At 72.0% G+C, this 13540-nt stretch carries 9 protein-coding genes; 3 read left to right on the forward strand and 6 right to left on the reverse strand.

The features are described 5' to 3' along the window. Positions 1 to 27: 27 nt before the first annotated feature. Positions 28 to 744 (reverse strand): hypothetical protein, encoded by a 717-nt coding sequence (locus WMF42_RS43100; protein WP_437689040.1) that lies wholly within the window; start codon positions 742 to 744, stop codon positions 28 to 30. Positions 745 to 848: 104 nt separating this feature from the next. Between WMF42_RS43100 and WMF42_RS43105 the strand changes: the two genes are divergently transcribed. Continuing rightward, positions 849 to 3266 (forward strand): acylase, encoded by a 2418-nt coding sequence (locus WMF42_RS43105; RefSeq protein ID WP_437689042.1) that lies wholly within the window; start codon positions 849 to 851, stop codon positions 3264 to 3266. Between the two features lie 37 nt (positions 3267 to 3303). Here the strand turns inward: WMF42_RS43105 and WMF42_RS43110 are convergent, their stop codons facing one another. Beyond that, on the reverse strand, positions 3304 to 3657 hold the full coding sequence (locus WMF42_RS43110) for a response regulator (protein ID WP_061609482.1): 354 nt from the start codon (positions 3655 to 3657) through the stop codon (positions 3304 to 3306). Beyond that, entirely contained in the window at positions 3629 to 4930 is a 1302-nt protein-coding gene (locus tag WMF42_RS43115; RefSeq protein WP_061609470.1) for a sensor histidine kinase, read from the reverse strand. The genes WMF42_RS43110 and WMF42_RS43115 overlap by 29 nt, the downstream gene beginning before the upstream one ends. 185 nt (positions 4931 to 5115) lie before the next feature. On the opposite strand from WMF42_RS43115, the gene WMF42_RS43120 reads away from it, so the two are divergent. After that, the gene (locus WMF42_RS43120) at positions 5116 to 7053 is read left to right on the forward strand and encodes a fructose-bisphosphatase class III (protein WP_437689045.1); all 1938 of its coding nucleotides are present in this window, start codon (positions 5116 to 5118) and stop codon (positions 7051 to 7053) included. Between the two features lie 36 nt (positions 7054 to 7089). Here WMF42_RS43120 and WMF42_RS43125 read toward each other — a convergent pair whose 3' ends face one another. Together WMF42_RS43125 and WMF42_RS43130 are read right to left on the reverse strand one after the other, a co-directional pair. Beyond that, positions 7090 to 8319: a hypothetical protein gene (locus WMF42_RS43125; RefSeq protein ID WP_437689046.1), complete on the reverse strand. Its 1230-nt coding sequence runs from the start codon at positions 8317 to 8319 to the stop codon at positions 7090 to 7092. Positions 8320 to 8631: 312 nt separating this feature from the next. Continuing rightward, complete coding sequence (locus tag WMF42_RS43130) at positions 8632 to 9408, reverse strand: OBAP family protein (RefSeq protein ID WP_437689048.1); 777 nt, start codon at positions 9406 to 9408, stop codon at positions 8632 to 8634. Between the two features lie 797 nt (positions 9409 to 10205). Between WMF42_RS43130 and WMF42_RS43135 the strand changes: the two genes are divergently transcribed. Further along, the gene (locus tag WMF42_RS43135; protein WP_437689050.1) at positions 10206 to 12398 is read left to right on the forward strand and encodes a glycoside hydrolase family 3 protein; all 2193 of its coding nucleotides are present in this window, start codon (positions 10206 to 10208) and stop codon (positions 12396 to 12398) included. A gap of 63 nt (positions 12399 to 12461) precedes the next feature. Here WMF42_RS43135 and WMF42_RS43140 read toward each other — a convergent pair whose 3' ends face one another. Continuing rightward, positions 12462 to 13439: an NADPH:quinone oxidoreductase family protein gene (locus tag WMF42_RS43140; RefSeq protein ID WP_061612207.1), complete on the reverse strand. Its 978-nt coding sequence runs from the start codon at positions 13437 to 13439 to the stop codon at positions 12462 to 12464. Positions 13440 to 13540 lie beyond the last annotated feature (101 nt).

The raw sequence follows: 13540 nt of genomic DNA on the forward strand, positions 1-13540 counted from the left end.
CGGCGGGCGCGCGCGGCGCGGCGGACCTCACTGCGCGGCGGATCGATCGTGTCGCCGCGCGACCGCCGCGACGGCGACGGCGATCAGCGCGGCGAGCAGGAAGCCCCCGCCGAACGCGAGGCCGATGATCCAGGGCTGGATCGCCCGCCCCAGGCCGTCCGCGAAGCCCGTCGCCGCGGCGCGGCTGGCCCGCTCGATCGCCGCGCTCGAGCAGCCAGGGTCCCCGGCGGGGCAGCCCGCGAGCTGCTCCACGAGCTCCGCCGTCCCCTCGCGCGCCACCGCCCTCGCCGCCGCGCCCGAGCCCTGCTCGACAAGGGTGAGGAGCTCCCGGTCGTGCTGGAGGGCGCCCTGCACCACGGCGCTGCTCACGGCCTCGCTTGTCTGCGCGATGACCGGCTCGAGCGTCCCCGCCTGCCGCCCGAGCTCCGCCGCGCCCGCGCTGACCGCGTCGTGGACGATGGCGCCCACGAGCGGGCGCTCGCGCTGCCGCGCGCCCCCGGCCGGCGTTTCCGCCGATCCATCGGCTGCCCCGGCGGCGTCGCGCGCGCCGCGCCCGAGCGCCTCGAGGGTGCCGCTCGTCGCCTCCTTGGCCGCCTCGCGGACGCACCCCGAGGCGAGCAGGAGGGACACGAGCACCGCCGCCGTCGCGGCCGCGCGAGCGCCGCGCGCCGCCTCGCCCGCGCGCGGCGGCGCATCCTTCGGGGCGAGGGCGGGCGCGCAGTGCACAGCGGCGACGGCTTCCATCAACCGTGCCCGCCGCCCGTCGGGATCGAATTCTTCACATCTTCCCGACTTCCCCTGGAGTATCTCTCCCCCGCGCAGATCCCCGGCGCGAGGAGGATCGTTCCATGTACGGTAGAATCATCGCTGGGCTGAGCTGCCTCGGTCTCCTGGCCGCGTGCGGCGACGAATCCGGCGTGCGGCCGGCGCCTGTCGACTATCAGGCGACCATCCGCTGGACCAGCCACGGCGTGCCCCACATCCTCGCCGAGGACATCGGCAGCATCGGATTCGGGCTCGGCTACGCCGGCGCGCGCGACGTCGTCTGCACGCTCGCCGATCAGATCGTGAAGGTGCGGAGCGAGCGCGCGAGGACCTTCGGCCCCGGCGAGGGGGACGCGAACGTCGACAGCGACTTCAGCTACCTCACGCTCGGCGTCGTCGAGCGCGGCGAGCGCATGCTGGAGCGCGTGTCCGCCGACGGGCGGGCGCTCATCGAGGGGTACGCCGCGGGCTACAACCGCTACCTCGCCGACGCCGGCCCCGAGGGCCTGCCCGCCCCCTGCGCCGGCGCGGCGTGGGTGAAGCCGATCAGCGCCGCGGATCTCGCCGCGTACTACGTCCACGTGAACATGTTCGCCGGCAGCCTGCAGCTCCTCGACTTCATCCGCCGCGCCGCGCCGCCCGACGCCTCGGGCGAGGAGGCCCGCGAGCGCGCGATCGAGCTCCCGGACTTCACCCGCCTCGGCCTCGGGAGCAACGCCTGGGCGATCGGCCGCGATCGCGCCGAGGGCGGCCGCGGGATGCTCGTCGCGAACCCGCATTTCCCCTGGGAAGGAGAGCTCAGGTTCCACGAGGCGCACCTCACCATCCCCGGGCAGCTCGACGTGTACGGCGTCTCCCTGACGGGGCTGCCGGTCATCAACATCGGCTTCAACGAGCACGTCGCGTGGACGCACACGGTCTCGCCGGCCAAGCACTTCACTGTCTACCGGCTCAGCCTCGATCCGGACGACCCGACGGCCTACATCCACGAGGGCGAGCGCCGGCCGATGGAGCGCCGCGAGCACACAATCGATGTCCTGACCGACGACGGATCGATCGAGCAGGTGTCGCGGGTGATGTACCGGAGCCACCACGGCCCGATGCTCGGGGCCTCGGTCCTCGGCTGGTCCACCGAGCAGGCGTTCACCGTGCGCGACGCCAACGAGGACAACGTGACCGCCCTCGACCAGTGGCTCCGGATGGACCGCGCGACGAGCCTCGACGAGCTCCGGCGCGCGCACGAGGAGCTGCGCGGCATCCCGTTCGTGTTCACGACAGCGGTGGACGCCGAGGGGCAGGCCCTGCTCATGGACGCCTCGCGCGTGCCCCACCTGAGCGCCGAGGCGGTGAGGGCCTACGAGAGCGCGCAGCAGCGCGACGGCCTCACCGGGCTGCTCGCGCGCTCGGGCATCGTGCTGCTCGACGGGAGCACGGCGCGCGACGAATGGGTGGAGACGCAGGGCGCCGGCGCGCTCGTGCCGTGGGGCGACCTGCCGTCGCTCGCGCGGACCGACTTCGTCATGAACGCCAACGACACGCCGTGGCTCACGAACCCCGCCGAGCCGCTCACCGGGTATCCGGCGCTCTTCGGCACGCCGGGCGCCCCCATCTCGGCGCGCACGCGCATGAACCTCCTCCTGCTCACCGAGGAAGGCGAGGGCGCCGCCGCGGGCGAGGACGGCCTCTTCTCGCGCGACGAGCTCGAGGCCGCCATCCTGGGCAACCGGGCGATTACGGCGGAGCGCCTCCGCGCGCAGGTCGTCGAGCGCTGCGACGGCGCGGCGCCTGTCGACCTCGAGGGCGAGGCTGTCGACGTCGCCGACGCGTGCCTCGCGCTGGCGTCGTGGGACGGCCGGCTCGACCTGGAGAGCGTCGGCGCGATCGTGTGGCGCGAGCTGCTCGGGCAGTTCTCGAGCGCGGCCACGGTGGACGCGGGCAAGCTCTACGCTCAGCCGTTCGACCCCAAGGACCCGCTCGAGACCCCCCGCGATCTGGTCGAGCCGCCGGCCGAGGGCCCGGACCCGATCCTCGTGGCGCTGGCCGAGGCCACGCGCGCGCTCGCGCAGGCGGGGCTCGACCCGAGCACGCCGCTCGGCGAGGCGCAGTTCACGAACAAGGGCGACGACGCCATCCCCATCCACGGCGGGCTCGGGATGGAAGGGGTGGCCAACGTCGTGACCCACCTGCCGACCGCCCCGAACAGCACCCTCCTGCCCAGGCTCAACACCGGCGAGCTCGTCAACCCGACGACGGGCCTCACCACCGCGGGGTACCCGATCAACTTCGGCACGAGCTTCGTGATGGCCGTCGAGCACACGACCGGCGGCCCCCGCGCCGAGGCGCTGCTCAGCTACGCGCAGTCGACCGACCCCGCGTCGCCCCATTTCGCCGACCAGACCGAGCTGTTCTCGCAGAAGGCGTGGCGGCCGGTGCTGTTCACCGAGAAGGACATCGCCGCCGACCCCGACCTCGTCGTGAAGGAGATCGGCGGGCCCCGCTGAGCCGCGCGCGGCCCGCGGCGCACGCGCCGCGCCGGCCTCACGCGGCGTCGATCGTCCTGAGCAGCGCGTCGAGCTCGAACGGCTTGCTGATCACCTCGCGCGCGTGCTTCGGCATCGGCTGCTTGATGTTCGACGCCGCTGTCATGATCACGACGGGGATCTCTCCGAGCCCGGGGACGGCGCTGAGCTCGTCGCACACCTTCCAGCCGTTCATCTTCGGCATCATCAGGTCGAGCAGGATCACGGCCGGCCGCGCGCCCTCCGAGAGGCGATCGAGCGCCTCCCGCCCGCTGAAATAGGGCGTCGCCTCGTACCCGAGCTCGCACAGGGTCTCGGCCAGGGTGATCGCCAGATCGACATCGTCATCGATGATCAGGACAGACTTGCGCATGGGGCAGGGGGAGTTCCACGGTGAAGGTGGAGCCGGCGTCGAGCTCGCTCTGCACGGAGATGCGGCCTCGCATCCGCTCCACGAGCTGCCGCGTCAGCCACAGGCCAAGGCCGAAGCCGCCGTAGTTGCGCACCGACACGGCGCGCTCGAACTGCTGGAAGATGCGCGCCTGGTCCGCCGGGGCGATGCCGATGCCGCTGTCGCGGACGAGCAGGCGCGCGGCGCCGTCGCCCCGCTCGACGGTGATCTCGACGGGCGCCCCGCGGCCGAATTTCCACGCGTTCGACAGCAGGTTCACCACCACCTGCTCGATCCGGAAGCCGTCGCCCTCGCAGAGCACCGGCCCGTCCGCGTGAAGCTCCACCTCCGGCGCGACCTCCACCACGCCGTCCAGGAGCCGCTCCACGACGTCGCGCACGGTCTGGGCGAGATCGACCGGCGCGCGCTCGATCTCGATCCGGCCGGAGAGGAGCTGCGTCGCGTCGAGGAGCTGCTCGACCAGCTTGAGGAGCTTCTTGCCCTGCCGCTCCAGGTTGCCCAGCTTGGGCGCGATCTCCTGGATGGGGATCGCCCCCGCCGCGCGCTGGAGCCGCTCCAGCGCGGTGATCTGCAGGAGGAGGGTCGCGATCGGCGTCTTCAGCTCGTGGGACGCCACGGCGAGGAAGTCGTCGCGCGCGCGGAGCGCCTCCTCGACGCGCGCTGTGTCGCGGCTGTGTTCGATCGCGATCCCCGCGAGATCCCTGGAGATCTCGATGAGGCTGAGATCGCGCGCGCTCGGCCCGCGCGCCTCGCGGTAATAGAAGGCGAACGTGCCGAGCACCTCGCCCTCGCGGTCGAGGATGGGCATCGAGGTGCACGCCCTGAGGCCGTGGGAGAGCGCGAGATCGCGCGATCGCGCCCAGAGCGGGTCGCGCCCGATGTCCGAGACGACGACGGTCTGCTTGCGGAACACGGCGGTGCCGCACGAGCCGCTCACGGCGCCGATGCTCAGCCCGTCCACATCCTGGTTGTACGCGTCCGGCAGGCTGGGCGCCGAGGCCCAGCGGAGGTGCGTCCTCGATCCGTCGACGAGGAGGACGGAGCAGAGCGCGCGGCCCGACTGGGCCTCCATGAAGCGGATGAGCTCGTCGAGCACGCGGGAGAGCGGCTCTCCGGACGCGACCATCCGGAGGATCCGGTTCTGCCCTCGGAGCAGGGGTCCGGCCCCTCGCGCCAGGCGCTCGGCCCTGGCGGCGCCGTCCCCGTCAGGGCCCGCCGCCAGGCAGGGATCCATCGGTCTCACGCGTGCATCGCCCCCGGTGTATTGCCTAGTCGGGCGCCGCTGCGTCGCAAGGGGAAACGCGGCGGAGCAGGCCCGCGCGCTGGCGGCCGGCGGCGCGCGCCGGCTGCTGCCTGACGGGGCCGCGCGGGCGCGCGTCGGCTGCGGCGCTCCGCCGCTTTGCTCTATGATCCGGCGCCATGCTCGACACGCGGGAGCTGCCGCTCCTCCGCGCCCTCGCGGGCCGGTACCCCACCACGGAGGCCGCGCTGGCCGAGATCGGCCATCTCCGGGCGATCCTGTCGCTCCCGAAGGGGACGGTCCACGTCGTCAGCGACGTGCACGGCGAGCACAGGAAGCTGAAGCACATCATCAACAACGCCTCGGGCAGCCTGCGGCCGCTTGTCGAGCGCGTGTTCGGCGACCGGCTCACGGCCGGCGAGAAGCGCGCGCTGCTCTCGGTCATCTACTATCCCCGCGAGAGCTACGCCCCCGTGGCGCGCGGCGCCGAGGCGGCGCGGCGCGCGTACCTGCGCTGGACGCTCGCGCGCGAGGTCGAGGTCATCCGCGAGCTGTCGCGGCGCTACACGCTCCGCCAGGTGGACCAGGCGTTCCCGGCCGACATGCGCGGCCTGCTCCGCGAGCTCGTGTCGGCGCGCGCCGCGCCGGGCGAGGGCGGCACCCTCGACGCGCTCGTGGAGCCGTTCGTGCAGCACGGCCGCGAGATCGAGATCCTGCGCGCCGCCGCGCGGGCGATCCGGAACCTCACGGTCTTCGAGCTCGTGGTGGCGGGCGACCTCGGCGATCGCGGCCCCCGGCTGGACAAGGTGCTCGAGTACCTGATGCGCCAGCCGCGCGCGCGGGTGGTCTGGGGCAACCACGACGTGAGCTGGATGGGCGCGAGCCTCGGCCAGGAGGCGCTCATCGCCACCGTGGTCCGGCTCTCGCTGCGCTACGGCCGCCTCTCGCAGCTCGAGGAGGGCTTCGGCATCCCGGTCGCGCCGGTCGACCGGCTCGCGCGCACCGCCTACGCCGACGACCCCGCGGAGCGCTTCGCGGTGCGGGGCGAGGGCCTGCGCGACGCGCTGCTGATGGCGCGGATGCAGAAGGCCATGGCCGTCCTGCAGTTCAAGCTGGAGGGGCAGCTCTGCCGGCGGCGCCCTGAATACGCGCTCGAGCACCGCTGCCTCCTGCACCGCATCGACCAGCGCGCGGGCACTGTCGCGATCGACGGCGAGGTGTACCCGCTGCTCGACGCGCGCTTCCCGACGCTCGATCCGGCGCTGGAATCCGGCGATCCTTACGCGCTCACGCCGGACGAGGCGGCGTGCATCGCGCTTCTGAAGGAGTCTTTCCTGAAGAGCCCTGTGCTCGCCCGCCGGATGCGCTGGATGGTGCAGCAGGGGACGACGTGGCTCCGGCGCGATCGCGCGCTCATCTTTCACGGCTGTGTCCCGGTGGACGGCGCGGGCGAGCTCCTCCCCTTCGTGGTGGACGGCGAGCCCCGCCGCGGCAGGGCGCTGTTCGACGCGCTGGAGCGCGCTGTGCGCCGTGCTTTCCGGGCGCGGGCGCAGGAGGACGTCGACCTGCTCTGGTACCTCTGGACGGGCCCGCTCTCCCCGATGTTCGGCAAGGACCGGATGACGACCTTCGAGTCGTACTTCGTCGCCGACGCGAGGACGCACCGGGAGACGAAGAACCCGTATTTCCACCTGATCCACGACGCCGGCTTCTGCACCCGGGTGTGCCGCGAGTTCGGCCTGGACGAGGCGCGGGGGCTGATCGTGAACGGGCATGTGCCGGTCCGGGTCGAGCAGGGCGAGTCGCCGATCAAGGCGTCGCACCGCGCGGTGACGATCGACGGCGCGTTCTCGGAGGCCTACGGCGACAAGGGCTACACGCTCGTGCTCGAGGCGAGCGGGGCGCGGCTCGCGCAGCACCACCATTTCACGTCGGTGGAGCAGGCGGTGGAGACGGGGGAGGACATCATCCCCGAGATATCGGACGTGGAGGTCTACGAGGCCGCGCGCACGGTGGGGGACACGGAGAAGGGGGAGGAGCTGGCGCGGGAGATCGAGATCCTGGAGCGGCTCATCCAGGCCTATGAAGACGGCGTGCTCCTGGAGCAGCCGAGGTGAGGTGAGGCGCGGCCGCGAGGGCCGCGCCTCATCGGGTCAGTCGAGCTGGCCGTCGGCGATCCAGTCGATGAGCGTCTGCTGCTCTTCGGCCGTCAGGCAGGCGGGATTCGCGACGTCGAGCTCCGGGTCGCCGGTGCACCCTCTGTTGCGCGGCATGCGGGTGGTTGCGTCGATGTCGTGGATGCGGAGGGAGGCGCACTCCCCCTGCGTCATTGCGGGTTCGCCCTCGCCCACGGCGCACTGGGCCGAGTTCGAGGGGAGCTGCGAGGACTCGTAGGTGATCGCGAAGCCGCTGGCCGGCGCGGGATCCGTACGGGTGTGGCAGGGCGAGCACTTCGCCAGCAGGATCGGCTCCACGTCGGCCCATCGCACGGGCTCGCTGTCGCCGCCGCCCGCGCCGCCGCCCGCGCCGCCCTCACCGCCGCCGGCGCCGCCCTCACCGCCGCCGGAGGAGGTGTCGCCGCCCGCGCCGCCGGCGCCGACCGCGACGGCGGAGGACTCGCCGCCGGCGCCGCCGGCGCCGACCGCGACGGCGGAGGACTCGCCGCCGGCGCCGCCGGCGCCGACCGCGACGGCGGAGGACTCGCCGCCCGCGCCACCGGCGCCGACCGCGACGGCGGAGGACTCGCCGCCCGAACCGCCAGCGCCGACCGCGACGGAGGAGGACTCGCCACCGGCGCCGCCAGCGCCGACCGCGACGGAGGAGGACTCGCCACCGGCGCCGCCTGCGCCGACCGCGACGGCGGAGGACTCGCCGCCCGCGCCGACGGAGGAGGACTCGCCGCCCGAACCGCCAGCGCCGACCGCGACGGAGGTGGTGGTCGTGGTGGTCGTCGGATCGCCGCCTGCGCCGCCCGCGCCGACGGAGGAGGACTCGCCGCCCGAACCGCCAGCGCCGACCGCGACGGAGGTGGTGGTCGTGGTGGTCGTCGGATCGCCGCCGGCGCCACCGGTCGGATCGCCGCCGGCGCCACCGGTGCCAGCTCCGGTGCCTGTAGCGCCGCCCTCGCCTGTAGCGCCGCCCTCGCCGCCGGTGCCTGTAGCGCCACCCTCGCCGCCGGTGCCTGTAGCGCCACCCTCGCCGCCGGTGCCTGTAGCGCCACCCTCGCCGCCGGTGCCTGTAGCGCCACCCTCGCCGCCGGTGCCTGTTCCGGTACCGGTGGTGCTGCCGCCAGCCTCACCGCCGGTGCCGCCGCTTCCTGCCACCGTGCCCGAGTCGTCGTCACCGCACCCGGCGAGCGCGACGATCAGCGCGCCGGTGGTCATGAACAAACGGATCGAAGTCCGCGGAATAAAGAGCATGCGCGGAGAATAGGCGCGCAAGAGCTCACCGGTAAATGCCGCCAACAGTGAATACAAGATTTTGTCATTGCCATAATGGCGGATTACGCTTCCGCTGAATCCCGGCGACCACTGCTCGAGCCCGCTGGACGGCTCTCTCCCGCACCGGCCCCCTTGTCCTCGAGCTCGCTCCGTCGTCCCGCCGCGGTGCCTCCCCGCGGTCCCGCAGGTCAGCCCTCGTGCGACCGCCTCGCCGCCAGCGGCTTCATTTGCAGCGGCGTCACTTCTGCAGCGGCGTCACTTCGCCCGGACGCCCTCCGGAGCGCCTGTCGCGTTCGGAAACCTGGACTCGAGATCGTCCACGCCCCGCTGCGGGTTCGCGATGGCGGCGAGATCGGCGCGCTCTTTCCGCTTCTCTGCGGTGCTGATCCCGGTCCGCTTGTCGCGCGCCTCCACCAGCGCGGCCGGCATCTCCCCGTCGCGGTTGTACGACCAGGCGAGGAGCGGCTCGCCGACGGGCAGGCTGTGCGCGGCGGGGTGCCCCAGGTGCCCCGTGTCCCAGATGTGCCACGTCTTGCCGTAGCTGTTCATCTTCTTCTTGAGCGCCGCCTTCTCGGCCACCGCCGGTACGCCGGGCAGGGTGAGCTGGCCTGAGAGGATCTCGTAATTGTGCGGGTGCCAGCGCTTCTTCTCGTCCTCGGCCAGCCCCTCGAACATCGCCTCGGAGATGATGTACTCGACCCCGATGATGTTCGCGTCGGTCGTGTTCCCGTCGAAGATCACACACTGCGTGAACTCTTCATTGACCCCCTTGCAGTAGTGATGGGCTTCCATGTGATGGTCCGGGTTGTCCTTCATCACGTGGAATCCGTCCAGGTAGTGGTCGATCGCCCGCACGGGACTCAGATCCTGGAGCGCCTCTGCGCCCTTCTCGAGGATCTTTGTGTCGACCTTCTTCTCCTGCCCCGGCGGGGCAGCCTGGTTCGACGGGGGCGCGTCCGCCTGGCCGCAGCCGGCGGAGAGCGCAGGAGCAAGCACGAGCACGGCAATCGCAAGGTGAGGGCGTCTCGCCATCGTCGGGATCTCCCTGGAAATGCGGCGCGTTTTTGCAAATCCACGGCCACCCTCCGAAATGACCGCCCGTCCCGCCGGAGCGATGGCGGGGCCGTGGCTCTCTTGCATCCTTGTGGCGTTATGCCACGGGTGGATTATCGCGCCGCGCCTCCGGTTTGTGTATTGCGGCCCGATTCGAACCGTGGTTAACGAGAGGGCCTCCAGGACGCGCCGTGTCATCCGGCCCGCCACGAGCGCCGGCGCGGATCGCGCTCATGGCGACGACGCGACGATGCGATGATGACGAGACGACGCGTCCATGCGATGACGCGCCCATGCAATGACGCGCCCATGCAATGACGCGACGACGCGATGACGCGGCGGGCGCCTCGGGGGTTCCCTGGTTGGCGGCGTGAGGCGGGGCTTGCGTGCCGGTGGAGACATGGATTAGAACATTCCCGTCCTGTCTTATGTTGTCTTGTACCCATCGCGTGGAGCTCGTCTCACCGCATGTTCACGCGCCCGGCCGGCTGTCGGCCTCGCTCGATCGCGTCGCTGGACAGGGCGCGTCTGCCCGGCCTGGCGTGCGCGCGATCGTGTCCGTGCGAGCTCCCTGCTCTCCTCGAGCGCGGCGAGCGGCCTGGAGCGTCGGGTGACCTCCGGGACCGCGAGCTCGAGGCCTGCCATCCGCTGTCCTGATCGAGCCTCTGGCGAACGGGCGGCCGCGCGCGGGGATCATGCCGAACGACGCTTTGCTTGACTGTCACGGTTCACCTCAAAGCCCATCCTTCATCTCACTGACAGAGAGGGGAGCACCTATGCGCCTCACACGGTATGCGACATGGATCATGGCGGCGGCGGTCGTTATCGCGCCGGCTGCCTGCGGCGACGACACGTCCGACAATCCGACCGGCTCATCGACCAGCTCCGGCACGGGCCCCGGCTCCGGCTCCGGCTCCGGCACGGCCGGCGGCGGCACCGGCGCCGGCGACAGCACGGGCGGCGGCGGCAGCGGTGACGGCGGCAGCGGTGACGGCGGCAGCGGCGACGGCGGCAGCGGGGCCGGCGACAGCGCGGGCCTCTTGCCCTGCGACGCCGGCTGGCCCGAGGTGACGAGCAAGATCGCGAAAGATCCGGCGATCGAGGCGGCCGTCGCGGAGCTGCTCGGCCAGCTGTCCCTCGAAGAGAAGGTCGGGCAGATGGTGCAGGCCGAGATCGGCTACATCACGCCGGCCGAGGTAAGGCAGTACAACATCGGCTCTGTGCTGAACGGCGGGGGCTCGTGGCCGGGCGGGAACAAGAGCGCGACAGCCGCGGACTGGCTCGCGATGGCCGACGACTTCTACAACGCCTCGGTGGACAAGAGCGGCGGCCGCGCGGGCATCCCGATCATCTGGGGCATCGACGCGGTGCACGGCAACAACAATGTCCGCGGCGCCACGCTCTTCCCGCACAACATCGGCCTGGGCGCCGCGAACGACCCCGATCTGCTCGAGCGCATCGGCGCCGCGACGGCCAAGGAGGTCGTGGCGACCGGCCTCGACTGGACCTTCGCCCCGACGCTCGCGACCGTGCGCGACGACAGGTGGGGCCGCACGTACGAGGGCTACTCCGAGGATCCGGAGATCGTGAACCGCTACGCCGGCCGGGTGGTGACGGGCATCCAGGGCGCCGCGAACAGCGCGGATCTCTTCGGTCCCACGCGCGTCATCGCGACGGCCAAGCACTTCATCGGCGACGGCGGCACCGACAAGGGCGACGACCAGGGCAACAACCTGGCGACAGACACCGAGCTCTGCGAGATCCACGGTCAGGGCTACATGTCCGCAATCCCCGCGGGCGCGCAGACGGTCATGGCGTCGTACAACAGCATCCGCGGCAAGAAGATGCACGGCCACGGCGATCTGCTCACCGGCGTGCTGAAGGAGAAGTTCCACTTCGACGGCTTCGTCATCGGCGACTGGAACGGTCACCAGCAGGTGCCGGGCTGCGCCGAGGACGCGTGCGCCGCCGCGATCAACGCCGGCGTGGACATGATCATGGTCCCGTACAAGTGGAAGGAGTTCTACGAGAACACCATCGACCAGGTGAACGGCGGCCAGATCGAGAGGGCGCGCATCGACGACGCGGTGACCAGGATCCTGCGGGTCAAGATGCGGGCGGGGCTGCTCGGCCCGAAGACGACCAAGGGCGCGCCCTCGGAGCGGATGTTCGCGGGGCAGCAGGCGGTGCTCGGGGCCGCGGAGCACCGGGAGATCGCGCGCGAGGCGGTGAGGAAGTCGCTCGTGCTGCTCAAGAACAAGGGCTCGGTGCTGCCGCTCGAGGCGTCGGCGCGGGTGCTCGTCGCGGGCAACTCCGCCGACAGCATCCCGAACCAGGCCGGCGGGTGGTCGCGGACGTGGCAGGGCACGGACGTCACGAACGCGGACTTCCCGGGCGCCACATCCATCTTCAAGGGGATCCAGGAGGCCGTGTCCGGCGGCGGCCAGGCGATGCTGAGCGCCAACGGCGCCGCGGCCTCGTCGGGCAACTTCGACGCGGCGATCGTGGTGATCGGCGAGACGCCCTATGCCGAGATGAAGGGGGATATCCAGCCCTCGGGCGACTCCGGGGACTCGACGGCGCACGCCAAGACGCTCGAGCACGCGCTCTTCCACCCCGAGGACCTGGCGGTGCTCCGGACCATCCGCACGGCCGCGCCGCAGCTGCCGATCGTGACGGTGTTCCTGTCGGGCCGCCCGCTCTACGTGAACAAGGAGCTGAACCTCTCCGACGCGTTCGTGGCGGCGTGGCTGCCGGGCTCGGAGGGCGCCGGCGTGGCCGACGTGCTGTTCGGCAAGCAGGAGTTCCAGGGCAAGCTCTCGTTCTCGTGGCCCGGGAGCGAGTGCCAGAAGGTCAACCGCAACGACGGGGGCGAGGCGCTCTTCCCCTATGGATTCGGCCTGACCACGAAGGACCAGGACACGCTCGGCGAGCTCTCCGAGACGTCCACCGGGACCGCTTGCAACTGACCCATTCCCCGGCGCCGCTGCCGCGCTCCCGAGCGGCGGCGGCGGCGCCCCCCTCATCGCCTCTCATCGCGCGTTCGTGAGCACCACCTTGCCGGTTGTCGCGCGGGACGCGACCGCCGTCATGCCGGCCTTCGCGTCCGCCATCGGCAGCGCGGCGGAGATGAGCGGCTTGATCGCGCCCTGCCGAACCATCGCGTAGAGCGCGTCCTGCGCGGCGCGCGTCAGGGCGGGCTGGGCGCGGCTGTAGGTGCCCCAGTAGAAGCCGAGCACCGAATAGTTCTTCACGAGCAGGTGGTTCGCGCGCGCGGCGGGGAAGTGGCCTGAGGCGAACCCGATCACGAGGATGCGGCCCTCGAAGGCGATGCACCTGGTGGATCGGTCGAAGACGTCGCCGCCGACGGGGTCGAAGACGATATCGGCGCCCCGGCCCGCTGTGTGGTCCTTGACGACGGCGACGAAGTCCTCGCTGTGGTAGTCGATCGCGACGTCTGCCCCGAGGGCGCGGCAGACCGCCGCCTTCTCCTTGCCGCCGGCGGTGGCGATGACTGTCGCGCCGGCCGCCTTGGCGAGCTGGATCGCGGCGCTGCCGACGCCGCCTGCGCCGGCGTGCACGAGGACTGTGTCGCCCGGCTTGACGCCGGCGCGCCGGTGCAGGGCGAGGTAGCCAGTCTGGTAGGTGATGGTCAGCGCCGCGGCGTCCTCGAACGGCATGCCGTCGGGGAGCGCGTAGGTCGTGCGCGGGCCGGCGATCGCGTGCGTCGCGTACCCTCCCGAGCCGGGGAGCGTCGCGGCCACGCGGGTGCCCGGCGGCAGCGACGGCTCGCGGCTCTCGACGACGACGCCGGCCACCTCGAAGCCGGGGGTGAACGGCGGAGTCGGCCTGACCTGATGGGCGCCCGCGGTGAAGAGCACGTCGGGGAAGTTGATCGCCGACGCGGCGACCTCGATGCGGGCCTCACCCTCGGCGAGCGGGGGGTCGTCGACCTCTTCCCAGACAAGGATCTCGGGCGAGCCGAAGGAGTGTCCGCGCCAGGCGTGCATGGTGCGCGGACCTTAGCAGAAAGCCCGAGAGCCGAGCCACGGAGGCGCATGGCCGCACAGAGTGCCTGTCCCTCATCCCTCTGTGCCCTCTGTGCCTCTGT

Source organism: Sorangium sp. So ce176, from assembly GCF_051519835.1.
Taxonomy (GTDB): Bacteria; Myxococcota_A; Polyangia; order Polyangiales; family Polyangiaceae; genus Sorangium; species Sorangium cellulosum_G.